Annotated in this window: 21 protein-coding genes and 2 tRNA genes; 17 read left to right on the top strand and 6 right to left on the bottom strand. The window is 60.0% G+C overall.

The genetic code is table 11. The annotated features are described in order from the left end of the window. The first annotated feature begins 52 nt into the window (after positions 1 to 52). The 4 genes from AC3IT9_RS06135 to AC3IT9_RS06120 are packed head-to-tail and all read left to right on the top strand — an operon-like array spanning position 53 to position 3,412. Positions 53 to 781 (top strand): ABC transporter permease, encoded by a 729-nt coding sequence (locus AC3IT9_RS06135; RefSeq protein WP_489272400.1) that lies wholly within the window; start codon positions 53 to 55, stop codon positions 779 to 781. Further along, the gene (locus tag AC3IT9_RS06130) at positions 778 to 1,488 is read left to right on the top strand and encodes an ABC transporter permease (RefSeq protein WP_150754170.1); all 711 of its coding nucleotides are present in this window, start codon (positions 778 to 780) and stop codon (positions 1,486 to 1,488) included. The genes AC3IT9_RS06135 and AC3IT9_RS06130 overlap by 4 nt, the downstream gene beginning before the upstream one ends. A gap of 27 nt (positions 1,489 to 1,515) precedes the next feature. Then, positions 1,516 to 2,634 (top strand): succinylglutamate desuccinylase/aspartoacylase family protein, encoded by a 1,119-nt coding sequence (locus AC3IT9_RS06125; RefSeq protein ID WP_489272398.1) that lies wholly within the window; start codon positions 1,516 to 1,518, stop codon positions 2,632 to 2,634. Positions 2,635 to 2,647: 13 nt separating this feature from the next. Beyond that, positions 2,648 to 3,412 carry an ABC transporter ATP-binding protein gene (locus AC3IT9_RS06120; RefSeq protein ID WP_150727640.1) on the top strand — a complete coding sequence of 255 codons (765 nt, stop codon included), beginning with the start codon at positions 2,648 to 2,650 and terminating at the stop codon, positions 3,410 to 3,412. 54 nt (positions 3,413 to 3,466) lie between these two features. Here AC3IT9_RS06120 and AC3IT9_RS06115 read toward each other — a convergent pair whose 3' ends face one another. The 3 genes from AC3IT9_RS06115 to dcd form a co-directional block, all read right to left on the bottom strand. Beyond that, positions 3,467 to 3,847, bottom strand: coding sequence for a hypothetical protein (locus AC3IT9_RS06115; protein WP_353742227.1), 381 nt, complete (start codon positions 3,845 to 3,847; stop codon positions 3,467 to 3,469). A 217-nt stretch (positions 3,848 to 4,064) separates the two neighbouring features. Continuing rightward, positions 4,065 to 4,274, bottom strand: a complete 210-nt coding sequence (locus AC3IT9_RS06110; RefSeq protein WP_150727641.1) for a hypothetical protein — start codon at positions 4,272 to 4,274, stop codon at positions 4,065 to 4,067. A 107-nt stretch (positions 4,275 to 4,381) separates the two neighbouring features. Beyond that, positions 4,382 to 4,948 carry a dCTP deaminase gene (gene dcd, locus AC3IT9_RS06105; protein ID WP_007940589.1) on the bottom strand — a complete coding sequence of 189 codons (567 nt, stop codon included), beginning with the start codon at positions 4,946 to 4,948 and terminating at the stop codon, positions 4,382 to 4,384. Between the two features lie 353 nt (positions 4,949 to 5,301). Between dcd and AC3IT9_RS06100 the strand changes: the two genes are divergently transcribed. Continuing rightward, positions 5,302 to 5,511 (top strand): cold-shock protein, encoded by a 210-nt coding sequence (locus tag AC3IT9_RS06100; protein WP_002554837.1) that lies wholly within the window; start codon positions 5,302 to 5,304, stop codon positions 5,509 to 5,511. Between the two features lie 150 nt (positions 5,512 to 5,661). Here the strand turns inward: AC3IT9_RS06100 and AC3IT9_RS06095 are convergent, their stop codons facing one another. After that, on the bottom strand, positions 5,662 to 6,669 hold the full coding sequence (locus tag AC3IT9_RS06095) for a DUF481 domain-containing protein (RefSeq protein ID WP_489272397.1): 1,008 nt from the start codon (positions 6,667 to 6,669) through the stop codon (positions 5,662 to 5,664). Positions 6,670 to 6,832: 163 nt separating this feature from the next. Here AC3IT9_RS06095 and AC3IT9_RS06090 point away from each other — a divergent pair, with 163 nt between their 5' ends. From AC3IT9_RS06090 to AC3IT9_RS06075, 4 genes are all read left to right on the top strand, one after another. Continuing rightward, positions 6,833 to 7,186 (top strand): MGMT family protein, encoded by a 354-nt coding sequence (locus AC3IT9_RS06090; RefSeq protein ID WP_150727643.1) that lies wholly within the window; start codon positions 6,833 to 6,835, stop codon positions 7,184 to 7,186. Between the two features lie 44 nt (positions 7,187 to 7,230). After that, positions 7,231 to 8,790: an AmpG family muropeptide MFS transporter gene (locus tag AC3IT9_RS06085; RefSeq protein ID WP_150727644.1), complete on the top strand. Its 1,560-nt coding sequence runs from the start codon at positions 7,231 to 7,233 to the stop codon at positions 8,788 to 8,790. A gap of 143 nt (positions 8,791 to 8,933) precedes the next feature. Next, positions 8,934 to 10,649: a proline--tRNA ligase gene (locus tag AC3IT9_RS06080; RefSeq protein WP_353742226.1), complete on the top strand. Its 1,716-nt coding sequence runs from the start codon at positions 8,934 to 8,936 to the stop codon at positions 10,647 to 10,649. A 19-nt stretch (positions 10,650 to 10,668) separates the two neighbouring features. After that, positions 10,669 to 11,622 carry a hypothetical protein gene (locus AC3IT9_RS06075; RefSeq protein ID WP_150727646.1) on the top strand — a complete coding sequence of 318 codons (954 nt, stop codon included), beginning with the start codon at positions 10,669 to 10,671 and terminating at the stop codon, positions 11,620 to 11,622. Between the two features lie 112 nt (positions 11,623 to 11,734). On the opposite strand, the gene dinB is transcribed toward AC3IT9_RS06075, so the two are convergent. Continuing rightward, positions 11,735 to 12,796, bottom strand: coding sequence for a DNA polymerase IV (gene dinB / locus AC3IT9_RS06070; RefSeq protein WP_489272394.1), 1,062 nt, complete (start codon positions 12,794 to 12,796; stop codon positions 11,735 to 11,737). Between the two features lie 300 nt (positions 12,797 to 13,096). Here dinB and AC3IT9_RS06065 point away from each other — a divergent pair. The 4 genes from AC3IT9_RS06065 (at position 13,097) to AC3IT9_RS06050 (ending at position 17,701) form a co-directional block, all read left to right on the top strand. Continuing rightward, positions 13,097 to 13,173, top strand: a tRNA-Met gene (locus tag AC3IT9_RS06065). 231 nt (positions 13,174 to 13,404) lie between these two features. Next, a tRNA-Met gene (locus AC3IT9_RS06060) sits at positions 13,405 to 13,481 on the top strand. A 279-nt stretch (positions 13,482 to 13,760) separates the two neighbouring features. Next, on the top strand, positions 13,761 to 16,403 hold the full coding sequence (mprF, locus tag AC3IT9_RS06055; protein WP_489272393.1) for a bifunctional lysylphosphatidylglycerol flippase/synthetase MprF: 2,643 nt from the start codon (positions 13,761 to 13,763) through the stop codon (positions 16,401 to 16,403). Further along, entirely contained in the window at positions 16,403 to 17,701 is a 1,299-nt protein-coding gene (locus AC3IT9_RS06050) for a virulence factor family protein (protein ID WP_489272392.1), read from the top strand. Before mprF ends, AC3IT9_RS06050 begins: the two co-directional genes overlap by 1 nt. 255 nt (positions 17,702 to 17,956) lie before the next feature. On the opposite strand, the gene AC3IT9_RS06045 is transcribed toward AC3IT9_RS06050, so the two are convergent. Further along, positions 17,957 to 19,858: a potassium transporter Kup gene (locus AC3IT9_RS06045; RefSeq protein ID WP_150757314.1), complete on the bottom strand. Its 1,902-nt coding sequence runs from the start codon at positions 19,856 to 19,858 to the stop codon at positions 17,957 to 17,959. A 293-nt stretch (positions 19,859 to 20,151) separates the two neighbouring features. Between AC3IT9_RS06045 and rimO the strand changes: the two genes are divergently transcribed. The 4 genes from rimO to AC3IT9_RS06025 all read left to right on the top strand — a co-directional run bounded on the left by rimO (position 20,152) and on the right by AC3IT9_RS06025 (position 23,535). After that, a complete protein-coding gene (gene rimO / locus AC3IT9_RS06040) occupies positions 20,152 to 21,489 on the top strand; it encodes a 30S ribosomal protein S12 methylthiotransferase RimO (RefSeq protein WP_150727651.1) in 1,338 nt (445 codons plus the stop codon). Positions 21,490 to 21,600: 111 nt separating this feature from the next. Then, positions 21,601 to 22,074 carry an acetyltransferase gene (locus AC3IT9_RS06035; RefSeq protein ID WP_150757313.1) on the top strand — a complete coding sequence of 158 codons (474 nt, stop codon included), beginning with the start codon at positions 21,601 to 21,603 and terminating at the stop codon, positions 22,072 to 22,074. Between the two features lie 204 nt (positions 22,075 to 22,278). After that, complete coding sequence (locus tag AC3IT9_RS06030) at positions 22,279 to 22,989, top strand: rRNA pseudouridine synthase (protein WP_489272391.1); 711 nt, start codon at positions 22,279 to 22,281, stop codon at positions 22,987 to 22,989. A gap of 75 nt (positions 22,990 to 23,064) precedes the next feature. Beyond that, entirely contained in the window at positions 23,065 to 23,535 is a 471-nt protein-coding gene (locus tag AC3IT9_RS06025) for a YehS family protein (protein ID WP_108216691.1), read from the top strand. The last annotated feature ends 56 nt before the right edge of the window (positions 23,536 to 23,591 follow it).

The raw sequence follows: 23,591 nt of genomic DNA, 5'->3' as shown, positions 1-23,591 counted from the left end.
CGGCGCCCATCTCTCGATGGGCGCTTTTTTCATCCGATCAGGTTGCTGATTTATGTTCGAAACCTTATTAGAAAATCTGGGGCTCTCTGCCTTCAGCCTCAAGGGCTTCGGTCCGCTGCTGATGCAAGGCACCTGGATGACGATCAAGCTGTCGGCGTTGTCGCTGTTGCTGGCCGTGTTGCTCGGGCTGCTCGGCGCCAGTGCCAAGTTGTCAAAAGTCAAACTGATGCGCGTGCCTGCCCAGCTCTACACCACACTCATTCGCGGCGTTCCGGACCTGGTCCTGATGCTGCTGATCTTCTACAGCCTGCAAACCTGGCTGACTTCGTTTACCGATTACATGGAATGGGAATACATCGAGATCAACCCGTTCAGCGCCGGGGTCATCACCCTTGGCTTCATCTACGGTGCGTATTTCACTGAAACCTTCCGTGGCGCGATTCTCTCGGTCCCAAGGGGTCAGGTCGAAGCGGCCACCGCCTATGGTCTCAAGCGCGGCCAGCGTTTCTGGATCGTGGTGTTCCCGCAGATGATGCGTTATGCCCTGCCGGGTATCGGTAACAACTGGATGGTGATGCTCAAGGCCACGGCCCTGGTGTCGATCATCGGCCTCGCCGACCTGGTCAAGGCTGCCCAGGACGCCGGTAAAAGTACCTATCAGCTGTTTTATTTCCTGGTGCTTGCCGCGCTGATCTACCTGGTGATCACCAGCGCGTCCAACGTCATCCTGCGCTGGCTCGAACGTCGTTACTCCGCCGGGACCCGGGAGGCCGTACGATGATCGAACTCCTGCAGGAATACTGGAAACCCTTCCTCTATAGCGACGGCAGCAACATCACCGGCCTGGCCATGACCATGTGGCTGCTCAGCGCGTCGATCTTCATCGGTTTCATCGTGTCGATCCCGCTGTCCATCGCCCGTGTATCGCCGCACTTCTACATCCGTTGGCCGGTGCAGTTCTATACCTACCTGTTCCGTGGTACGCCGCTCTATATCCAGCTGCTGATCTGTTACACCGGGATCTACAGCCTGGCCGCCATTCGGGCTCAGCCAGTACTGGACGCATTCTTTCGCGATGCGATGAACTGCACGATCCTGGCATTCGCCCTGAACACCTGCGCCTACACCACGGAGATCTTCGCCGGGGCCATTCGCAGCATGAACCACGGTGAAGTCGAAGCGGCCAAGGCTTACGGCCTGACCGGCTGGAAGCTGTATGCCTACGTGATCATGCCATCGGCATTGCGTCGCTCGTTGCCGTACTACAGCAACGAAGTGATTCTGATGCTGCACTCGACCACCGTGGCCTTCACCGCGACCATCCCGGACGTACTCAAAGTTGCTCGGGACGCCAACTCGGCGACCTTCCTGACCTTCCAGTCGTTCGGCATCGCCGCGCTGATCTACCTGACCGTCACTTTTGCGCTGGTCGGTCTGTTCCGCCTCGCCGAACGCCGATGGCTGGCCTTCCTCGGGCCGACCCACTAGCACTCAACCTGCTTCAGGAAACAACAGATGCGCCACCTGAAACATGACCTGCTGGCCCCGCTGCCGGGGACCGCACGACAGATCCACAGTTTTCACTTCGGCCCTCAACCGGCCAACGGCAAGATCTACATCCAGGCCTCCCTGCACGCCGACGAAATGCCCGGCATGCTGGTGGCCTGGCACCTCAAGCAGCGCCTGGCGGAGCTGGAAGCCGCCGGACGCCTGCGCAGCGAAATCGTGCTGGTGCCCATCGCCAACCCGGTGGGTCTGGAACAGGTGCTGATGGATGTGCCGCTGGGCCGCTACGAGCTGGAAAGCGGCCAGAACTTCAACCGCTGGTTCGTCGACCTCAGTGAGGAAGTCGGCAACGTGATAGAGGGCAAGCTCGGTGACGATCCGCAGCACAACCTGCAACTGATCCGCAGCAGCCTGCGTGATGCGCTGGCCCGGCAGAGCGCCGCCACCCAATTGCAATCCCAGCGCCTGACCCTGCAACGGTTGGCCTGCGACGCCGATATGGTGCTCGACCTGCATTGCGATTTCGAAGCGGTCGCTCACCTCTACACCACGCCGGATGCCTGGCCGCAGGTCGAGCCGCTGGCCCGTTATATCGGCGCTGAAGCCAGCCTGCTGGCAACCGATTCCGGCGGTCAGTCGTTCGACGAATGCTTCACCCTGCTCTGGTGGCAGTTGAAGGAGCGCTTCGGCGAGCACTTCGACATTCCGCCGGGCAGTTTTTCGGTGACCGTCGAATTGCGCGGCCAGGGCGACGTCAATCACCCGCTGGCGAGCCTCGATTGCCAGGCACTGATCGATTACCTGATCCATTTCGGCGCGATCGCCGGCGAACCCGCGCCCCTGCCTGACCTGCCCTATCCGGCGACACCGCTGGCCGGTGTAGAACCGGTGACCACGCCCGTCGGCGGCCTGCTGGTGTTCACCGCGCGGCCGGGCCAGTACCTGGAAGCCGGGCAACTGATCGCCGAGATCATTGATCCGGTCAACGATCTGGTCACTCCCGTTCATTGCGCCACAGCCGGGCTGATGTACGCCCGTTCGCTGCGCCGCATGGCCACTGCCGGCATGGTGATCGCCCACGTCGCGGGCACCGAAGCCTATCGCAGCGGCTATCTACTTTCGCCTTGAGGATGCACGCCCCATGTACAAATTGACCATCGAAGGCCTGCATAAAAGCTACGGCGACCATGAAGTTCTCAAAGGTGTTTCGCTCAAGGCCAAGACCGGCGACGTCATCAGCCTGATCGGCGCCAGCGGCTCGGGTAAAAGCACCTTTCTGCGCTGCATCAACTTCCTGGAACAACCCAACGACGGCGCCATGAGCCTCGACGGGCAGAACATCCGCATGATCAAGGATCGTCACGGCATGCACGTGGCCGACGCCGATGAACTGCAGCGGATTCGCACCCGCCTGGCCATGGTGTTCCAGCACTTCAACCTGTGGAGCCACATGACGGTGCTGGAAAACATCACCATGGCCCCGCGCCGGGTGCTGGGCTGCGACAGGAAAGAAGCCGAGGACCGCGCCCGGCGCTACCTCGACAAGGTGGGGCTGGCGTCCCGTGTGGCGGACCAATACCCGGCCTTCCTGTCCGGCGGCCAGCAACAGCGGGTAGCGATTGCCCGCGCACTGGCCATGGAGCCGGAAGTCATGTTGTTCGACGAACCGACCTCGGCGCTGGACCCGGAACTGGTGGGTGAAGTGCTCAAGGTGATCCAGGGCCTGGCCGAAGAAGGCCGGACCATGATCATGGTGACCCATGAAATGAGCTTCGCCCGCAAAGTGTCGAGCCAGGTGCTGTTTCTGCACCAGGGCCTGGTTGAGGAAGAAGGCGCACCGGAAGAGGTGCTGGGCAATCCGAAAAGCGAGCGGTTGAAGCAGTTCCTGAGTGGCAACCTGAAATAGCCGCCGGGAGGAGAAGTGGAAGCCGGGTTGCCGGCTTCCAACATCAGTCAACCGCTATGCCGCCGCCTCGTTTTCCAGCCTGAAACTGCCATTTTCCACTTGCAGACCATTAGCGTCCGTCCCACTGAAGCGCCCGGCAAACTGCGCGTCACCTCCCACCGTCAACTCGAGCGTTCCTGGGTAAAGCTCTGCCTCCGAGTTGCCGATCACATGGATGACCATGGGAGATCCCTCGTTGAGCCCCAGGCTGAAGCTGCCACTCTGGATGCTCATCGGCAAGTACACGTAGAACGCAGTCCCCTGACCGTTATCCGCCTCAATGCAATGAATGTCTGACCGCTGATAGAAATCGAGTCCATCCGTTACGCGAAACTGCATGGAGCCGTCTGTCGTGATTACATCAGCACTCAAATGTCCCGATCGATTTGCGCTCATCTGAATGTTCCTTTTCATATTCGAAGTTAACTGCCTGACGCCCTCTGCTAACGGCCCAAGGGCACGCAGCTCCTGAATAGAACCACAGCCGTGCCCGTCGGTTGGTTTCCACGACAGACACAGTTACTTCCGAATATGTGCAGGCTGATTGGTTGCACGCCTGCTTGCTGAAGACGACAACCGCAGTTCACCGGCCATGGGTAGCGGAAATCGAAAATCAGACAACAGGCGCAGGCGGCGGCTCATCCGGCAGCGTAGGCTCGCCCGGTTCATTAGGCTGTTCGTTCGGGGTATCAGGATCAGGCTGGCCGGGGATACCCCCTGCCATGCTGACGGGCGGATGTGCCAACAAGGACCAGGCCAGAATGCCAACCTGATTGGGTTCAAGCCTTGCCAGTTCGGCACTGATTCGCGGATCGATCTTCATTCGGCACTCCTGAGCGATGACCCGACCCGCCTTGCGCGGATCGGAACAGTACACCCCATAGAGTGTACGCCCGCTCAGGAATTCCCGGCATTTGCCGGACGGTTGACTCAGGTGCGCGGCAGGGTCACGCCACGCTGGCCCTGATACTTGCCACCACGGTCCTTGTAGGACACTTCACATTCTTCGTCAGACTCAAGGAACAGCATCTGCGCCACGCCTTCGTTCGCGTAGATTTTCGCCGGCAGATTGGTAGTGTTGGAGAACTCCAGGGTCACGTGACCTTCCCACTCAGGCTCGAGCGGCGTGACGTTGACGATGATGCCGCAGCGCGCGTAGGTGCTTTTACCCAGGCAAATGGTCAATACATTACGCGGAATGCGGAAATATTCGACGGTGCTGGCCAGGGCGAAGGAGTTCGGCGGAATGATGCACACGTCGCTGTGGATGTCGACGAAGCTGCCGGCATCGAAGTTCTTCGGATCGACGATGGCCGAATTGATGTTGGTGAACACCTTGAAATGATTGGTGCAACGCACATCGTAGCCGTAGCTCGACACCCCGTAGGAGATCACACGGCTATCGTCGCTGCCGCGCATCTGGCGCTCGACGAAAGGCTCGATCATGCCGTGTTCCTGCGCCATGCGGCGAATCCACTTGTCCGATTTGATGCTCATGGCGGGTGTCCTGAATAGCGAGGTCGAAAAATTCTGTCCGGCATCTTACCGGTCGCGCCGCCGGGTTCAAAGTCCGCGGTGCAATTCTCGCCGAACAGGCTGGAATTACCTGCGCTGGCGACGAACCGTCACACCGCCGATCCTTAAAACAGAGAAACCTTCGCAAGAAGCATTGGCACGTTCAGGAAAAAGGGTTAAGGTGGCGTCACTGTGCTGCTTGTGTCACTGAGAATCTCTACACGATATGTTGAATTTCGATCCAACCATCTACAAGAATTTTTCCTGCTCTTTGCACTCAGTCTCGGCCAGGGTTCTTCCTGAGTCGCAGTTATCTTTGTTCAAGGAGTTACACCATGTCTAATCGCCAAACCGGTACCGTTAAGTGGTTCAACGATGAAAAAGGCTTCGGCTTCATCACTCCACAATCCGGTGACGACCTGTTCGTTCACTTCAAAGCTATCCAATCCGACGGCTTCAAAAGCCTGAAAGAAGGCCAACAGGTTTCTTTCATCGCTACCCGCGGTCAGAAAGGCATGCAAGCTGAAGAAGTTCAAGTTATCTAACTTGTACTTGCTTTAGTAAAAAGCCTCGCCCTCAACAGCGGGGCTTTTTTGTGGGCGAGTGTTTTGTTCACGCAAAAAAAGATCGCCGCCTTCGACAGCTCCTGCAGTATCAACCCGGGAGCTGTCGAAGGCGGCGATCTTTTGATGCTCTTACCAGGTCACGCCAAACCCTGCGGTGTAGCGTGTCTTGTCCAGATCCGCATCGTCGGTGCCGCTGATGATGTCCCGCTCCGCCTTCAGGTTCAGCGAAGCCCAGTCAGTCACCTTGTAGCGCAACCCCAACTCGGCATCGAGTGCGTAGTCGGCCACCCCCGACAGCGGCTTGCCGACCTCACCATTGGTGAAGAACTCGACACGCTTGCCGACCAGGTAGCGGTTGTAGTCCCACTTCATGGCCAGGGCGTAGAAATTGTCCTTGCTGCCATCGGAGAATTCATAGTCCGTGCGGTTGATCAGCGAGCCAAGGGAGAACGCCCCGAGTTCGTTATCCCAGAACTGATAGCCGGGACCGGTACCGACGGTGCGTTGCCGGGAAAGGTCTTCGACCTTGTCGCGCTTGTAGACCAGGCGCCCCTGCCAAAACCATTGGTCGGTCAGGAATCGGTCGATGGAGTACTCCGCCCGCCAGTTGTCCGTGGTCACCACTTCGTCCTGGAACTCACGGTTGTATTCACCTTCAGCGGTGTGCCGCCAGCGACCGTGTCGCGCACTGGTCTTGAAATCGATGCCGTAGTCATCGGTGTCGTTTTCCGCCCGCTGGTAATCCAGCGCGACATCGACGTTGCCTTTCCACACCAGATCCTCGACCACCGGTTTTGGCTTGAGAATCTGCTGGATGCTTGCCAGCTCGACCGTCTTCGGTGCCTCGCCGTTGGCCAACGTGACCTTGCCGGCGTCCGCCGCTTTCAGCGACTTGGCTCTCTCGCCACTGTAGGCATCCTGCTTGACCAGCAACTCCTGATCGCTGCCCAGGGTCTTGACCTGCTTCCAGTCGATCGTCACCGCACCGGCGTACTCGGTCTGGATCAGCAGCTTGCCGCCATCGAACAGCGTGATCTTGCCGCTCAGTTTGTCACCGTTCTTCAACCACACGGTATCGGCCAGCAAGGGAGAGGATGCGCCAAAGACGGCGAGACACAGCAGGGATCTGGACAACATAAACAAAATACAGGCTCAGGCTTGCGAGAAAAGTCGGCATTATCCGTAGGAACAAGACGCTGACAAGGACTGACCCGACTATTTCTGTTGAGTTCATTTCTCAACTTCCTGCGCAGGAATTACTCTACAGATGGTAAAGCAAACCTCTTCAGGACTGACGGACGTGACCGATCCAACCGATGAATCCGAGAGCGCAGCGCAAATCCGACGCACGGCGCTGTATTTGACACTCGCCCAAGTACCGGAGGGCAAAGTCGTCAGCTACGGCCAACTGGCCGAGCTTGCAGGACTGGGTCGCGCCGCCCGCTGGGTAGGCCGCACCCTCAGTCAGTTGCCGAGCGACAGCAAATTGCCCTGGCATCGCGTTCTGGGTGCAAACGGGCGTATCAGCCTGCCGGTGGGCAGTCCTTCGGGTGATGAGCAGCGCGCACGATTACGCATGGAAGGCATCAGTATCCTGAATAATCGTGTTGATATTCAGCGCCATGGCTGGCGTCCGGTAGAGCACAGCGGTTAGAGTGCGCGCTTTGTTTCCGTATTTCTTGAGGCAGACTCCAGCCCATGCCCCGTAAAACCTGGCGCGCCGCGCTCGCCGCTTATGCCAGCCCTTCGACACTCGTGCTGTTGCTGCTTGGTTTCGCCGCCGGCCTGCCCTACATGCTGGTGTTTTCGACGCTTTCGGTCTGGCTGCGTGAAGCCGGCGTGGCGCGTGAAACCATTGGCTATGCAAGCCTGATTGGCCTGGCGTATGCCTTCAAATGGGTCTGGTCACCCTTGCTTGACCAATGGCGACTGCCATTGCTCGGCAAGCTCGGTCGACGACGATCCTGGCTCGTGCTGTCCCAGGCACTGGTCATCCTTGGCCTGATCGGGATGGGTTTCTGCGACCCGCAAAAGCATTTGTCCTGGCTGATCGCCATTGCCGTCGTCGTCGCTTTCGCATCAGCGACGCAGGACATCGCGGTAGACGCCTATCGCCTGGAAATCGCCGAAGACAACCGCCAGGCCGCACTCGCCGCCAGTTACATGTCCGGTTACCGGGTCGCTGCGCTGCTGGCTACTGCAGGCGCGCTGTACTTCGCCGAAGGCTTTGGCTCCACCGGCTTCAACTACAAGCATTCGGCCTGGGCCGGCACTTACATCCTGTTCGGAGTGCTGATGGTCCCGGCACTGCTGACCTCCATGTTCATGCGCGAACCACCGGTGCCATTGCGCACGCAACTGCAGGCCGGTCGTTACAGCTTCGTGCATCAATTGGCGTCGGTCTTCGTGCTGATCGTGCTGCTGGTTTCGGTACCGGCGATGTTCACCCAGTTCTACAACACCGACTTCGCCAGCGTGCTGTTCCAGGGCGTGAGCCTGCTTGACCTGCTGCTCGAAGACCGCGCCTTCCTGCGCGCGATCCTCTACACCACCCTCACCGCCCTGTGCCTTTCGGCCATGGGCCGCCGTGGCCTGGCGCCAGTGCTGACGCCGGTCAACGACTTCATCCTGCGATACCGCTGGCAAGCGCTGCTGCTGCTCGGCTTGATCGCCACCTATCGGATGTCCGATACGGTCATGGGTGTGATGGCCAACGTGTTCTACATCGACCAGGGCTTCACCAAGGACCAGATCGCCAGCGTCAGTAAAATCTTCGGCCTGATCATGACACTGGTCGGCGCCGGCATGGGCGGCCTGCTGATCGTGCGTTTCGGTATCCTGCCGATCCTGTTCATCGGCGGTATCGCATCCGCGGCGACCAACATCCTGTTCCTGATGCTCGCCGACATGGGCCCCAACCTGAACATGCTGGTTCTGACCATCTCCCTGGACAACTTCAGTTCAGGCCTGGCGACCTCGGCCTTCGTGGCCTACCTGTCGAGCCTGACCAACCTCAAGTTCTCCGCCACCCAATACGCCCTGCTCAGCTCGATCATGCTGTTGCTGCCACGCCTGATCGGCGGCTACTCCGGGGTCATGGTGGAAAAATTCGGTTACCACGACTTCTTCCTGATTACCGCCCTGCTGGGCGTCCCGACCCTGCTGTTGATCGCCTTGCACTGGTTCCAGGAGAACCGCCGCGCAGGCCCGACACCGACACCGGAACCGGTGCAAACCCCGGTCGCCGAAGAATCGTAGGCTCTTTACGCAGGAAGAATCGCAGAGGGCCGAGTAAATCGCGCCCTCCTGCCACACCACCGACCGCATGCCTGTACGCCAGCGGAACTCGCCCGTACAATGCTCCGTCATTTCTCGTCATCAGCAATCGATAACGGCCAACCATGCGCACCAGTCAATTTTTGCTCGCCACACAAAAAGAAACGCCTTCCGACGCGGTCGTGATCAGCCACCAGCTGATGCTGCGCGCCGGCATGATCCGCAAACTCGCCTCGGGCCTGTACACCTGGCTGCCGATGGGCTTGCGGGTAATGCGCAAGGTCGAAGCCGTCGTTCGTGAAGAAATGAACGCCGCCGGCTCTCTCGAAGTGTTGATGCCGAGCACGCAACCGGCTGAGCTGTGGCAGGAGTCCGGGCGTTGGGAAGAGTACGGCCCTGAATTGCTGCGCTTCAAGGATCGCCACGGTCGCGACTTCTGCGCAGGCCCGACCCACGAAGAAGTCATCACCGATCTGATGCGCAACGAGTTGAGCAGCTACAAGCAGCTGCCGATCAACCTGTACCAGATCCAGACCAAATTCCGTGACGAAATCCGCCCACGCTTCGGCTTGATGCGCGGCCGCGAATTCATCATGAAGGACGCCTACTCGTTCCACGCTGACCAGGCTTCGCTGCAGGTCACCTACGACCGCATGCACCAGGCTTACTGCAACGTGTTCACTCGCCTGGGCCTGAAGTTCCGCCCTGTTGAAGCCGACAACGGCTCCATCGGCGGCGCCGGTTCCCATGAATTCCACGTGCTGGCCGAGTCCGGTGAAGACGATATCGTTTTCAGCAACGGCTCCGACTACGCCGCCAACATCGAAAAAGCCGAAGCTGTGCCGCGCGAAACCTCGCGCGCCGCTGCGACCGAAGAGCTGCGCCTGGTCGACACGCCGAACGCCAAGACCATCGCGCAACTGGTTGAAGGCTTCAACCTGCCGATCGAGAAGACCATCAAGACCCTCGTGGTGCACGCAGAAGAGAAAGGCAAGCTGATTGCCCTGATCATCCGTGGCGACCATGAGCTGAACGAAATCAAGGCCGCCAACCAGCCTGGCGTTGCCAGCCCTCTGGTCATGGCTTCGGAAAGCGAACTGCGCGACGCCATTGGTGCCGGTGCCGGTTCCCTCGGCCCGTTGAACCTGCCACTGCCGATCATCATCGACCGATCGGTCGAGCTGATGAGCGACTTCGGCATCGGTGCCAACATCGATGACAAACACTACTTCGGCGTGAACTGGGAACGCGACCTGCCTGTTCCGACCGTTGCCGACCTGCGCAACGTCGTAGCCGGCGACCCGAGCCCGGACGGCAAGGGCACCCTGGAGATCAAGCGCGGCATCGAAGTCGGGCACATCTTCCAGCTGGGCAACAAGTACAGCAAAGCGATGAAGTGCGAAGTGCTGGGCGAGAACGGCAAGCCGGTCACCCTGGAAATGGGTTGCTACGGCATCGGCGTGTCCCGCGTGGTGGCAGCTGCCATCGAGCAGAACAACGACGAAAACGGGATCATCTGGAGCGACACCCTCGCGCCGTTCCAGATTGCCCTGGTGCCACTGCGCTACGAAACCGAACAGGTTCGTGAAGCCACCGACAAGCTGTACGCGGAACTCACCGCTGCCGGCTTCGAAGTGCTGCTGGACGACCGCGACAAGAAAACCAGCCCGGGCATCAAGTTCGCGGACATGGAGCTGATCGGCATTCCACACCGGATCGTGGTCAGCGACCGCGGCCTGGCCGAAGGCAACCTGGAATACAAGAGCCGTACCGAGGCCGACGCACAAGCGCTGCCGGTCGCCGACGTGCTGTCGTTCCTTCAGGCCCGCATCCGCCGCTGATACCAGATATAGAGACGTCATGTTCAAGCGAAACACCTTAGGCCTCGGTAGTGCCGCCTTGTGCGGCGCACTGCTGGTCAGCGGCTGTGCCAACCACATGTCGCAACGCAGCGAGCAAGAGGAGCGGATCGAGCGCAAATTGCTCGATCACAGCCTGCAGATCGATGTCGGTGAGCCCAAGGTGCTTGAGCTGCCGCAACGGCGGGTGAAAATTCTCGAGCAGAAGACTTTCGAAGTCACCGAGTACGAAGTCACGCGTCATTACGATCGCTATACGCCGTACCAACCCTGGCGGGAGATTTACGAAATCCCGCTGGGCGCGGTGGCCGTGGTGGCGGGTGTCGGTGCCAACGTGGTCAATGTGTTCGCCCTCGGCAATCTGCCGGACAGCGTGACCAAGGACTGGCTGAGCTACGGTTTCGCCGGGCTCAACCCGTTCATGAACGTGCAGTCCCACGGCCGCGCGCAGCAAAACCTGGCCGCTATTGGTGAAGTCCAGCGCGACAAACGCACGGAGTACTCAAGCCTGCCCTGGAGCGAGCGTCCGGTCGAGGTCAAGGCCGGCAAGGAAACCTTCGAACTGACCACCGACAAAAACGGCGTATTGCGCCTGAATCTGTTGGACAACCCGTTCGCCGAACATGACATCAATCATCTGAGCCGGTTGCTGATCCGTGTTGAGGATGCCAAGGGCAACGTGCACAACGATTCCACCCTGGCCATCAGCAGCAACTTACGCAGCAAGCTCTATGAAGCCCACGGGTTGATTTATGACGATCTCGAAGGCGACGAAGTCAATCAGTGGGTCCACCGGGTCAAACGCCTGTCGGAGCTGGGTCTTGAAGAAGAAGCCAGCGAACTGGAACAGAGCCTGATCGAACTGACGCGCAATGATCCCGAATTGCAGACCGAATTCCTGAAGTCACTGGCCCAGAATGGCGAGCGACTGGTGGCAAATCCGGGGCTGAACTAAAAAGCCAGAAGCCTTCGCGAGCCGGCTCGCTCCCACACAGGATTTCAGGTGTTCACAAATCCAATGTGGGAGCGAGCTTGCTCGCGATGGCGCCCTCACATTCACCACCCAACTACCGCTCAAACAACTCCATCTGCTCAAACCCGCCCCGCAAGTCCTCCAGCCGCACGCCGACCCCCAACAACCGCACCGGTTTACCGCCGCGATTGAAGGCCTGGGTCAGCATCAACTGATAACTCCCCAGATCCCGCCCTGCCCCGGCCTGCTCCAATGTAGTCTGGGTGAAGTCGTGGAACTTCACTTTGACGAATGGCTTGCCCGGACGATAACTGCTGTCGATTCGCGCCATACGGCCAGCCAGGGTCTCCAACAGCTCGGGCAATTTATCCAGGCAGCTCTTGAGGTCCGGCAGGTCAACGTCGTAGGTATTTTCAACACTGATCGACTGACGACGACTGTCGTTGTGCACCACACGGTCATCGATCCCACGGGCCAGGCTCCAGAGTCGCTCGCCAAAGCTGCCGAATTCACGCACCAGCGCCAACTTGTCCCACTCGCGCAACTGCAGGCAATCGGTGATACCCAGCCTGCCGAGCTTGTCAGCGGTGACTTTGCCGACCCCGTGCAATTTGCTCACGGGCAAACCGCTGACAAAGTCCTCGACCTGGTCCGGAGTAATGACGAACAGGCCATTTGGCTTTTTCCAGTCACTGGCGATCTTGGCCAGAAACTTGTTCGGCGCCACGCCCGCCGACACGGTGATATGCAACTGGTTGGAGACCCGGCGCCGGATGTCCTGGGCGATGCGCGTTGCGCTACCACCGAAATGCGCGCTGTCCGACACATCGAGGTACGCCTCATCGAGTGAAAGCGGCTCGATGATCTCGGTGTAATCGCGAAAGATCGTGTGAATTTCCCTGGACGCTTCTCTATAGGCATCCATGCGTGGCTTGACGATGGTCAGGTCCTGGCACAGCTTCAAGGCATGCCCGGAGGACATCGCCGAACGAACCCCATACGCTCGCGCCTCATAATTGCAGGTGGCGATCACCCCGCGCCGGTCCGCCGACCCACCTACCGCCAGTGGCTTACCGGCGAGGCGTGGGTCGTCGCGCATCTCGATGGCTGCATAGAAGCAGTCACAATCGACGTGGATGATCTTGCGTTGGGTCATAGCAAAGCCGTGTTCATGGCAAAGAAAAGGCGTCATGGCGTGCCGGACAAACAGTATCTCACCGACACCTGTATATAGCACCAGTAGTCTGAATGTTCTTTTCCAATCGTAGGAAGAGTCGATTGTGAATTTATTTTTTCAATCGAAAAATTACTTTCAATAGACGCGCAGGCCTTGTCCTGCCTGCCTCACAGACCGGTCGACCTCCCCTATTGAACGCTAAGCGATTGAACGGGAAGAGGTTTTATCGGAATTTGAGGTTGACACCCGAGCGCATCTCTATAGAATGAGCCACACAGACGCGGGATGGAGCAGTCTGGTAGCTCGTCGGGCTCATAACCCGAAGGTCGTCGGTTCAAATCCGGCTCCCGCAACCAAACATCAAAAAAGGCTACTCGAAAGAGTGGCCTTTTTTGTGCGCGCTCGTTTTGTAGCACCGAACGCCAAACAAGACCTGGACACACAACGAAACCGAAACCGGAAATCGTTCTGATTCCGAAACTTAGGCCATTCCTGCGACCGCTTGCCGCGATTCAACGTTTATTTGACCTGCTTCAGGATTAACGGTTGACACCCCGGCGTATCTCTATAGAATGCCGCCACACAGACGCGGGATGGAGCAGTCTGGTAGCTCGTCGGGCTCATAACCCGAAGGTCGTCGGTTCAAATCCGGCTCCCGCAACCAAACATCAAAAAAGGCTACTCGAAAGAGTGGCCTTTTTTGTATCTGTTGAAAAAGTCCTTTCGCAACAATGACCTGCCACTGTGTAGCAAGCCGTTAGGGGAGCCCCCATGCGCCGGGGTCAGACTATGCTCTATCACAGGCTGAAGCCTTCACGACTGATAACGCGCCGTCTCCGTTGCCCGGTGATAGGCGTTGATATTTGTGATTATTTTTTTCTACAGGGATTGGTAACTTGGCTGGATACCTCCATCCTGTCGCGCACAATCCAAGAGGTGATTGATGCGCGCCAACTCGTCTGATTCACAAGACACTGTCACAGCAACACAACCGATCAATGCCGAGCGCCTGCGCCTGCTTGATCGATTGAGCAAATACCGTCAACCCATTGGCCTGGCGGTCACCCTGCTGTTGTTCGCGATCGCGCTGATTGCCTGTCACCACCTGTTGAGCGAACTCGACCTTTACGCGCTGCACGACTCGATCCTCGAAGTTCCGAAACCCGCCTTGATGGGCGCACTGGCCGCAACCGTGGTGGGCTTCATCATTCTGCTCGGCTACGAATGGTCCGCCAGCCGCTATGCCGGGGTGAGCCTGGCACCGCGCGAGTTGGCGCTGGGTGGCTTCACGGCCTTTGCCATCGGCAACGCCATTGGTCTTTCAATGTTGTCGGGCGGTTCGGTCCGCTATCGCCTCTATGCCCGTCATGGCCTGGGAGCGGCTGAAGTCGCCCGCATGACGTTGTTCGCCAGCCTCTCGCTGGGTTGCGCCCTGCCGCCGCTGGCCGCCCTGGCGACGCTCAGCGACCTGCCAGCCGCCTCCGTCGCCCTGGGGCTCTCCGAGACGTTGCTGGGCGTGGTGGCGAGCGCCGTGCTCGTGCTGTTTGCGATGCTGGCCATCGGCATCTACCGTCGTCGGCTGCCGGAACAGCCTTACCCGGACAACCTGCTGGTCAGGGTCGGGCGCCGCACCTTGCGCCTGCCCGGGCGTCGCCTGACGTTCCTGCAATTGATCATCACCGCCCTCGACGTAGCAGCCGCCGCGACCGTGCTCTATCTGCTGCTGCCGGAAGCACCACCCTTCGGTGCGTTCCTGTTGGTTTACCTGTTGGCTCTGGCCGCCGGTGTGCTCAGCCATGTGCCGGGCGGCGTCGGGGTGTTCGAGGCGATTTTGCTGGCGGCGTTTTCCGACACTCTTGGCGCTGCGCCACTGGCGGCCGCCCTGCTGCTCTATCGCTTGATCTACGTGGTCCTTCCCCTGCTGGTGGCCTGCCTGCTGTTGCTGATCAACGAAGGCCAGCGCCTGTTCCAGACACGCCAGACGTTGCGCGCGGCCTCAGGCCTGGCGGCCCCGATACTGGCGCTGCTGGTATTCCTGTCCGGTGTTGTCCTGCTGTTCTCCGGTGCCACCCCGGAAATCGATACCCGCCTGGAACACATCGGTTTCCTGATCCCCCATCGACTGGTTGATGCTTCGCACTTTGGCGCCAGCCTGGTCGGCGTTCTTTGCCTGTTGCTGGCCCAGGGGTTGCGTCGCCGGCTGTCGGCCGCGTGGATGCTGACCACCATTCTGTTGCTGGTCGGTGCCCTGCTCTCACTGCTCAAAGGCTTCGACTGGGAAGAAGCCAGCCTGATGGTGCTGACGGCGAGCCTGCTCGGGGTATTCCGCCGCTCGTTCTATCGCCCCAGCCGCCTGACTGAAGTACCGTTCTCGCCGCTGTACCTGGTGGCCAGCCTGTGCGTGCTCGGTGCATCGATCTGGCTGCTGCTGTTCGCCTATCAGGACGTTCCGTACAGCCACCAACTCTGGTGGCAGTTCACCCTCGACGCCGATGCCCCTCGCGGCCTGCGTTCGCTGCTCGGCGCCGCTGTGCTGCTGGTGGTGGTGTCCCTGACCTGGCTGCTGCGCACCGCGCGGCCGGTCATTCACCTGCCGACGCCCGACGAACTGGAGCGCGCCAGCAAGATCCTCTTGGCATCGGCCCAACCGGATGGCGGCCTGGCCCTGACCGGTGACAAGGCGCTGCTGTTTCACCCCAATGACGAAGCGTTCCTGATGTACGCCCGTCGCGGTCGCAGCCTGGTGGCGTTGTATGACCCGATCGGCCCGGGCCAGCAACGGGCGGAAATGATCTGGCAGTTCCGCGACCTGTGCGACATCCACCACGCCCGTCCCGTGTTCTATCAAGTACGCGCAGAGAACCTGCCGTACTACATGGACATCGGCCTGACTGCGATCAAGCTCGGTGAAGAAGCCCGGGTAGACCTCAAGCGTTTTGATCTCGAAGCCAAGGGCAAAGAGATGAAGGACCTGCGCTACACCTGGAACCGTGGCACCCGTGACGGCCTGTCCCTGGAAATCCATGAGCCGGGCCACGCGCCGATGGATGAACTCAAGGTGATTTCCGATGCCTGGCTGACCGGCAAGAACGTCCGGGAGAAAGGCTTCTCGCTGGGCCGCTTCAGCGATGAGTACCTCAAGCATTTTCGCATCGCGGTGATTCGTTTCGAAGGACGCCCGGTGGCGTTCGCCAACCTGCTCGAGACCTACGGCCATGACCTGGCCAGCCTCGACCTGATGCGCGCGCATCCGGACGCCCCGAAGCTGACCATGGAGTTCATGATGGTCGGCCTGATTCAACATTATAAAAACCATGGATACGCGCGTTTCAGCCTGGGCATGGTGCCGTTGTCGGGGTTGCAACCCCGTCGCGGCGCGCCATTGACCCAGCGCCTGGGTTCGATGGTATTCCGCCGTGGTGAGCAGCTGTACAACTTCCAGGGCTTGCGCCGCTTCAAAGACAAGTTCCAGCCTGATTGGGAACCCCGTTATATGGCCGTGCCCGCCGGACTCGATCCGCTGGTTGCGCTGGCCGACACTGCTGCCCTGATCGCGGGCGGCTTGACCGGATTGGTGAAACGCTGATGATTCAACGCTCCTTGCGGTATGTATTGGGCACACTGGTGATAGTGGCCCTGATTCTCGGTGGCGGTTTCTGGTACCTGAAACGCCCGGCACCGGAACCGACCCTCGAATTGCTGACTCCGGCCGATGGTGCGGCGATGACCCGTGTCATCCCCGGCACCTCGCCGCGCGCCCAGGTGCTGGTGGCGGTCAACGAAGACCAGAAACTCAGCGACAAGCAATTGATGACCCTGAGCCGCAGTGCTTCGGCGCAGATTGTCCAGGTGATCCTGCCCAAGGACTGCCTGCTGCAAAGCCGCGCCCTGCAATCGGGCCTGCGGGAACTGAAAGGCCCGGCGACGCTGGTCAGCGGCATCGGCCCTGGCGCGGTGCTGGCCTGGCGCTGGTTGTCCGAGCAGAAGGATGACAAGGCCCAGGCCGTCTCGGTCGACCTGGCACTGGAGAAACCCGGCGGCTGCACTCACCTGCTGCCGAAAAGCGCCGCCCATGGCCACTGGCTGGTGGCGTGGAACGACAACCCGGACGACACCAGTGCCGGTTTCGTGCGTGATCAACCGAACGCCGAAACCAGCATCAGCGACTACGACATCAACCTGCCGCAAGTGCTGAACAACGAACTGCGCAAGATCCTCGTCGGCGGCGACAAAGCTGCTGGCGGCCTGCAGATCCCGGTGGTCGAAGTGCCAGCGGGTCAGGCCAGCGACACCGTGACCCTGTTCCTGTCCGGTGACGGCGGCTGGCGCGACCTCGACCGCGACGTGGCGGGCGAGATGGCCAAGATCGGCTACCCGGTGGTCGGCATCGACACCCTGCGCTACTACTGGCAGCACAAGAGCCCGGAGCAAAGCGCGCTGGACCTGGCCGAACTGATGCAACACTACCGGCAGCAATGGGGCACCAAGCGCTTCATCCTGACCGGTTACTCGTTCGGCGCCGACGTACTGCCGGCGATCTACAACCGTCTGGCCGAGTCGGAGCAGCAACGCGTCGACGCCATTATCCTGCTGGCCTTCGCCCGCACCGGCAGCTTCGAGATCGAAGTCGAAGGCTGGCTCGGCAACGCCGGCAAGGAAGCCGCCACCGGCCCGGAAATGGCCAAGCTGCCAGCCGCCAAAGTGGTGTGCATCTACGGCGAAGAAGAAACCGACGAGAGTGGCTGCACCGACAAGACGGCGGTGGGCGAAGCCATCAAGCTGCCTGGCGGCCACCACTTCGACGAGAACTACCCGGCGCTGGCTAAGCGCCTGGTGGATGTGATCGAGAAGCGGCAGGCGAAGGAAACGGCTGCTCAGGAATGATCCGGACCCACTGAACAAAAGCCCTCGCTACTTCACGGTAGCGGGGGCTTTTTCATTCTTGCGTGCACCACACATCCCCTGTGGGAGCGAGCCTGCTCGCGATAGCAGTCTTTCAGGCACCTTAAATGCTGAATGTCAGTCCGCCTTCGCGAGCAGACTCGCTCCCACAAGGGATCGCCACCGGCCTCAGAATTTGCATTGAGCACAAAAAAGCCCCCGCTGCCGCAATGGCAACGGGGGCTTTTTGTGGGTCGCTTACATCTCCACCTGCGTCCCCAACTCAATCACCCGGTTCAGCGGCAGATTGAAGAAACGCAGATTGCCGTTGGCGTTCTGCAACATGAACGCAAACAGCGCCTCACGCCAACGGGACATGCCTTCGAGCTTGGAGGCGATGACCGTTTCGCGGCTGAGGAAGTACGTGGTGCGCATCGGGCTGAAGTCCAGCTCATCGAGATGGCACAGCTTCAGCGCTTTCGGTACGTCCGGCTCGTCGGTAAAGCCGAAGTGCAGGATCACCCGGAAGAAACCTTCGCCATAGGCATCGACCTCGAACCGTCGTGTTGGCGGCACCCGCGGGATGTCTTCGTACACCACCGTCAGCAGCACCACTTGCTCGTGCAGTACCTGGTTATGCAGCAGGTTGTGCAACAGCGCGTGGGGTACGGCATCCGGCCGCGCCGTCAGGAACACGGCAGTGCCCTGAACTCGATGGGGTGGTTGTACGGCAATGCTGCTGATGAAGATCGGCAGCGGCAATCCACCCTCATCGATACGTTCGACCAGCAACTGCTTGCCGCGTTTCCAGGTGGTCATCAGCACAAACAGCGCGAAACCGGCGATGACCGGGAATGCACCGCCCTGAACGATTTTCGGCACGTTGGCGGCGAAGTACACACCGTCTACCAACAGGAAACCCAACAGGATCGGCACCACAAGGACCGGAGGCCACTTCCACAGCAGCAGGATCACCGCGGACACCAGAATGCTGGTCATCAGCATGGTCCCGGTCACCGCCACACCGTAGGCCGAGGCCAGGGCTCCGGAGGATTCGAAGCCCAGCACCAGCAGCACCACGCCGACCATCAGCGCCCAGTTCACCGCGCCGATGTAGATCTGGCCCTGTTCGGCGCTGGAGGTGTGCTGGATGTGCATGCGCGGAATGTACCCAAGCTGGATCGCCTGACGGGTCAGGGAGAACGCACCGGAAATCACCGCTTGCGAGGCAATCACCGTCGCCAGGGTCGACAGCCCCACCAGCGGGATCAACGCCCAACTTGGCGCCAACAGATAGAAGGGGTTGCGGGCAGCTTCCGGGTCGCCCAGCAGCAAAGCACCCTGGCCAAAATAATTCAGCACCAGCGCCGGCAGCACGAGGATGAACCAGGCACGAGCGATTGGCTTGCGGCCGAAGTGGCCCATGTCCGCGTACAGCGCCTCGGCACCGGTCAGCGCGAGCACCACGGCGCCGAGAATCGACACACCCATGCCCGGATGGACCACGAAGAAACGTACACCCCACACAGGGTTCATCGCTTGCAGGACTTCCGGATGCTGGCTGATGCCATAGACGCCCAACGCACCCAGCACGAGGAACCAGGTGACCATGATCGGCCCGAACAGAATGCCGATGCGCGCCGTGCCGTGACGCTGGATCAGAAACAGCGCGACCAGCACCACCACCGACAGCGGCACGACCCAATGGTCGATACCTTCGAAGGCCAGCCCCAGGCCTTCAATCGCCGACAGCACGGAAATCGCCGGGGTAATCATGCTGTCGCCATAGAATAACGCCGCGCCGATCAGTCCGCAGACCACCAGCAACGTACGCAATTTGGCGTGCCCCGCCGCCGCCCGCCGGGCCAGTGCGGTCAAGGCCATGATCCCGCCTTCCCCCTGGTTGTCGGCGCGCAGCACAAACATCATGTACTTGATCGACACGACCCAGATCAGCGACCAGAAAATGAGTGCCAGGATCCCCAGCACCCCGTCATGGTTGACCGGCACGCCATAGCCGCCGGAAAACACTTCCTTGAGGGTGTACAACGGACTGGTGCCGATATCGCCATAAACAACCCCGACTGCCGCGACCAGCATGCCAATCGGCTTCACCGCCGAATGTTCGGCACCGGCAGCCTGACTACTTGCCTGACCCATCCACCACTCCTGATTCTCAGACCCGGGCTTCTTTGAAAGAAGCACTATGCTTTGTCGTGCAGCATGCGCTGTTTTACTTCACGTTACAGACGTTTTGTTGACAGTAAAAAATCAGTAAAGCGTAACGGCGCGAAGCATAGCGCAGCACTCGTCGTATTTCCCTGCATAAAGCTGGTCAAGTGAACGACTCATCGCTAGAATTGCGCACTTTTTGATCAGAGGCGCAGTTCAAGCGCCCGTCCGTCGGTTTTGCCCTGCCCGGCAAGCGGCGTCACAAAATACCGAGGTTAGACATGTCCACCACTCCTGCGCCGGCCAATCCAAAGGTTGGCTTCGTATCCCTGGGTTGCCCCAAAGCACTGGTCGACTCCGAGCGCATCCTTACCCAGCTGCGCATGGAAGGCTATGACGTCGTATCCACCTATCAGGACGCCGATGTTGTAGTGGTCAATACCTGCGGCTTCATCGATTCGGCCAAGGCCGAGTCCCTGGAAGTGATCGGCGAAGCCATCAAGGAAAACGGCAAGGTCATCGTGACCGGCTGCATGGGCGTCGAAGAAGGCAACATTCGCAACGTACACCCGAGTGTGCTGGCCGTGACCGGTCCGCAGCAGTACGAGCAAGTGGTCAACGCCGTGCACGAAGTCGTGCCGCCACGCAAGGACCACAACCCGCTGATCGACCTGGTGCCGCCACAAGGCATCAAACTGACCCCGCGCCACTACGCCTACCTGAAGATTTCCGAAGGCTGCAACCACAGCTGCAGCTTCTGCATCATCCCGTCGATGCGCGGCAAACTGGTCAGCCGTCCGGTGGGCGACGTGCTCGACGAGGCCCAGCGCCTGGTCAAGTCCGGTGTCAAAGAGCTGTTGGTGATCTCCCAGGACACCAGCGCCTATGGCGTCGACGTGAAATACCGCACCGGTTTCTGGAACGGCGCGCCGGTGAAAACCCGCATGACCGAACTCTGCGAAGCCCTGAGCACCCTCGGCGTCTGGGTTCGCCTGCACTACGTTTACCCGTACCCGCACGTTGACGAGCTGATCCCGCTGATGGCCGCCGGCAAGATCCTGCCGTACCTGGACATCCCGTTCCAGCACGCCAGCCCGAAAGTGCTGAAGTCGATGAAACGCCCGGCCTTCGAAGACAAGACCCTGGCACGGATCAAGAACTGGCGCGAAATCTGCCCGGACCTGATCATCCGTTCGACCTTCATCGTCGGCTTCCCCGGCGAGACCGAAGAAGACTTCCAGTACCTGCTGAACTGGCTGACCGAAGCCCAGCTCGACCGCGTCGGCTGCTTCCAGTACTCGCCGGTAGAAGGCGCGCCGGCCAATGACCTGGACCTTGAAGTCGTCCCGGACGACGTCAAGCAAGACCGTTGGGAGCGCTTCATGGCGCACCAGCAGGCCATCAGCTCGGCGCGCCTGCAAATGCGCATCGGCCGTGAGATCGAAGTGCTGGTCGATGAAGTCGACGAGCAAGGCGCGGTGGGCCGCTGCTTCTTCGATGCCCCGGAAATCGACGGCAACGTATTCATCGACAACGGCAGCAACCTCAAGCCGGGCGACAAGGTCTGGTGCAAAGTGACCGACGCCGACGAATACGATCTGTGGGCTGAACAGATCTAACGTAAAAAATACGAAAAGCCCCGCTCTCTTGACGAGATGCGGGGCTTTTTTACGGCTATTGTTTGAGGTTGAAAGGATTCCTATCAACCACTGCACAAGAGGCAGACGGGCATGCGTCAGCATTCGGTCATCCACACGCCGAAACTCGGCGACTATGAAGAATTGACCCGGGTCTGGGAGGCCTCGGTACGTGCCACCCACGACTTTCTGCCGGACAGCTACATCGAGCTGCTGAAAAACCTGGTGCTGACCCGCTACCTCGACTCGGTGATGCTGATCTGCACCAAGGATTCGAACCAACGCATCACCGGGTTCGCCGGCGTCGCGGCTGGTAAGATCGAAATGCTCTTCATCGACCCGGACCATCGCGGCCAGGGCCTGGGCAAGAAGTTGTTGCGCTATGCGCTGGAACACCTGAACGCCTGCGAACTTGACGTCAACGAACAAAACCCGCAAGCCCTCGGCTTTTACTTCAAGCAGGGCTTCGAGGTCATCGGTCGCTCGGAAGTCGATGGCATGGGGCAGCCGTATCCGTTGTTGCACATGCGTATGCGCCAGAACCACAAACTTTCACATCACGGCTGACACAACACAGATCAAATGTGGGAGCGGGCTTGCTCCGGGCGGCGTTCCGACGAAGGCGGTGTGCCAGCCAACATACATGTTGAGGCTGATGGCCCTTTCGCGAGCAAGCCCGCTCCCACAAAAAGCCTCACGGCGTAAATGGAACCGGGATTAACCGGCGCCAGGCAGGTACAATGCCCACCCCCTTTTTGTTACGGCCCTGACATGACTGACCCGATTCGTCTCTCCAAACGCCTCATCGAACTCGTCGGCTGTTCCCGTCGGGAGGCTGAGCTGTTCATCGAGGGCGGCTGGGTCACCGTCGACGGTGTGGTTATCGACGAGCCGCAATTCAAGGTCGACACCCAGAAAGTCGAGCTTGATCCCGAAGCCAAGGCCACCGCTCCGGAACCGGTGACCCTGCTGCTCAATGTGCCCGCCGGCATGGACGCAGACACCGCCATGGCCACCCTCGGCGCCGAAACCCTGAGCGAAGAACATCGCTACGGCAAGCGACCGTTGCGCGGGCACTTCCTGCGCCTGACCGCCAGCACCGACCTGCAGGCCAACGCCAGCGGTCTGCTGGTGTTCACCCAGGACTGGAAAATCCTGCGCAAACTCACCGCCGACTCCAGCAAGATCGAGCAGGAGTATGTGGTCGAGGTTGAAGGCGAGATGGTGGCTCACGGCCTGAACCGCCTGAACCACGGCCTGACCTACAAGGGCAAGGAGTTGCCGGCGGTCAAGGCCAGCTGGCAGAACGAGAACCGCCTGCGCTTTGCCATGAAGAACCCGCAACCGGGCATCATCGCCCTGCTCTGCCAGGCGGTCGGCCTCAAGGTCATCGCCATCCGTCGCATCCGCATCGGCGGCGTGTCCATCGGCAAAGTGCCGCTGGGGCAATGGCGCTACCTGTCCGGCAAAGAGAAGTTCTAAGGCTTTTCTCGCCGCCACACATTTCGGCGCCGCGCCTGGCCGCGACGCCCACAGCTGAATATCAGGACTGCACACATGATTCATAACGACGTACTGCGCAGCGTGCGCTACATGCTCGACATCAGCGACAAGAAAGTCATCGAGATCATCAAGCTCGGCGGCATGAACGTGACCCTGCCCGACCTGCTGACCTACCTCGACAAGAAAGAGGAAGACGAGGAAGGTTTCGTACGCTGCCCGGACGAAGTCATGGCGCACTTCCTCGACGGTCTGGTGATCTTCAAGCGCGGCAAGGACGAAAGCCGTCCGCCGCAGCCGATCGAAGTGCCGGTGACCAACAACATCATCCTGAAAAAACTGCGGGTGGCGTTCGAGCTCAAAGAAGACGACATGCACGCGATCCTCAAGGCTGCCGAGTTCCCGGTGTCCAAGCCTGAACTGAGCGCACTGTTCCGCAAATTCGGCCACACCAACTATCGCCCTTGCGGTGACCAGCTGCTGCGCAACTTCCTCAAGGGCCTGACCCTGCGCGTTCGCCCGCAATAAACGCCCACTGGCCTTGAACTGCACGCATGCAGTTCAAGGCCGGGCCATATGGCCCC

Source organism: Pseudomonas sp. KH_046_1, from assembly GCF_057839025.1.
This window is presented reverse-complemented; position numbering and strand designations above follow the sequence as displayed.

What these genes read in the sequence shown, in the direction of transcription:
- AC3IT9_RS06135 (WP_489272400.1), top strand. Translation starts at nt 53, where the DNA reads ATGTTCGAAACCTTATTAGAAAATCTGGGGCTCTCTGCCTTCAGCCTC.
- rimO (WP_150727651.1), top strand. Translation starts at nt 20,152, where the DNA reads ATGTCCACCACTCCTGCGCCGGCCAATCCAAAGGTTGGCTTCGTATCC.
- dcd (WP_007940589.1), bottom strand. Translation starts at nt 4,948, where the DNA reads ATGAGCATCAAATCGGACAAGTGGATTCGCCGCATGGCGCAGGAACAC.
- dinB (WP_489272394.1), bottom strand. Translation starts at nt 12,796, where the DNA reads ATGACCCAACGCAAGATCATCCACGTCGATTGTGACTGCTTCTATGCA.
- AC3IT9_RS06130 (WP_150754170.1), top strand. Translation starts at nt 778, where the DNA reads ATGATCGAACTCCTGCAGGAATACTGGAAACCCTTCCTCTATAGCGAC.
- AC3IT9_RS06100 (WP_002554837.1), top strand. Translation starts at nt 5,302, where the DNA reads ATGTCTAATCGCCAAACCGGTACCGTTAAGTGGTTCAACGATGAAAAA.
- AC3IT9_RS06025 (WP_108216691.1), top strand. Translation starts at nt 23,065, where the DNA reads ATGATTCATAACGACGTACTGCGCAGCGTGCGCTACATGCTCGACATC.
- AC3IT9_RS06045 (WP_150757314.1), bottom strand. Translation starts at nt 19,858, where the DNA reads ATGGGTCAGGCAAGTAGTCAGGCTGCCGGTGCCGAACATTCGGCGGTG.
- AC3IT9_RS06125 (WP_489272398.1), top strand. Translation starts at nt 1,516, where the DNA reads ATGCGCCACCTGAAACATGACCTGCTGGCCCCGCTGCCGGGGACCGCA.
- AC3IT9_RS06080 (WP_353742226.1), top strand. Translation starts at nt 8,934, where the DNA reads ATGCGCACCAGTCAATTTTTGCTCGCCACACAAAAAGAAACGCCTTCC.
- AC3IT9_RS06030 (WP_489272391.1), top strand. Translation starts at nt 22,279, where the DNA reads ATGACTGACCCGATTCGTCTCTCCAAACGCCTCATCGAACTCGTCGGC.
- AC3IT9_RS06110 (WP_150727641.1), bottom strand. Translation starts at nt 4,274, where the DNA reads ATGAAGATCGATCCGCGAATCAGTGCCGAACTGGCAAGGCTTGAACCC.
- AC3IT9_RS06085 (WP_150727644.1), top strand. Translation starts at nt 7,231, where the DNA reads ATGCCCCGTAAAACCTGGCGCGCCGCGCTCGCCGCTTATGCCAGCCCT.
- AC3IT9_RS06050 (WP_489272392.1), top strand. Translation starts at nt 16,403, where the DNA reads ATGATTCAACGCTCCTTGCGGTATGTATTGGGCACACTGGTGATAGTG.
- mprF (WP_489272393.1), top strand. Translation starts at nt 13,761, where the DNA reads ATGCGCGCCAACTCGTCTGATTCACAAGACACTGTCACAGCAACACAA.
- AC3IT9_RS06095 (WP_489272397.1), bottom strand. Translation starts at nt 6,669, where the DNA reads ATGTTGTCCAGATCCCTGCTGTGTCTCGCCGTCTTTGGCGCATCCTCT.
- AC3IT9_RS06120 (WP_150727640.1), top strand. Translation starts at nt 2,648, where the DNA reads ATGTACAAATTGACCATCGAAGGCCTGCATAAAAGCTACGGCGACCAT.
- AC3IT9_RS06075 (WP_150727646.1), top strand. Translation starts at nt 10,669, where the DNA reads ATGTTCAAGCGAAACACCTTAGGCCTCGGTAGTGCCGCCTTGTGCGGC.
- AC3IT9_RS06035 (WP_150757313.1), top strand. Translation starts at nt 21,601, where the DNA reads ATGCGTCAGCATTCGGTCATCCACACGCCGAAACTCGGCGACTATGAA.
- AC3IT9_RS06115 (WP_353742227.1), bottom strand. Translation starts at nt 3,847, where the DNA reads ATGAGCGCAAATCGATCGGGACATTTGAGTGCTGATGTAATCACGACA.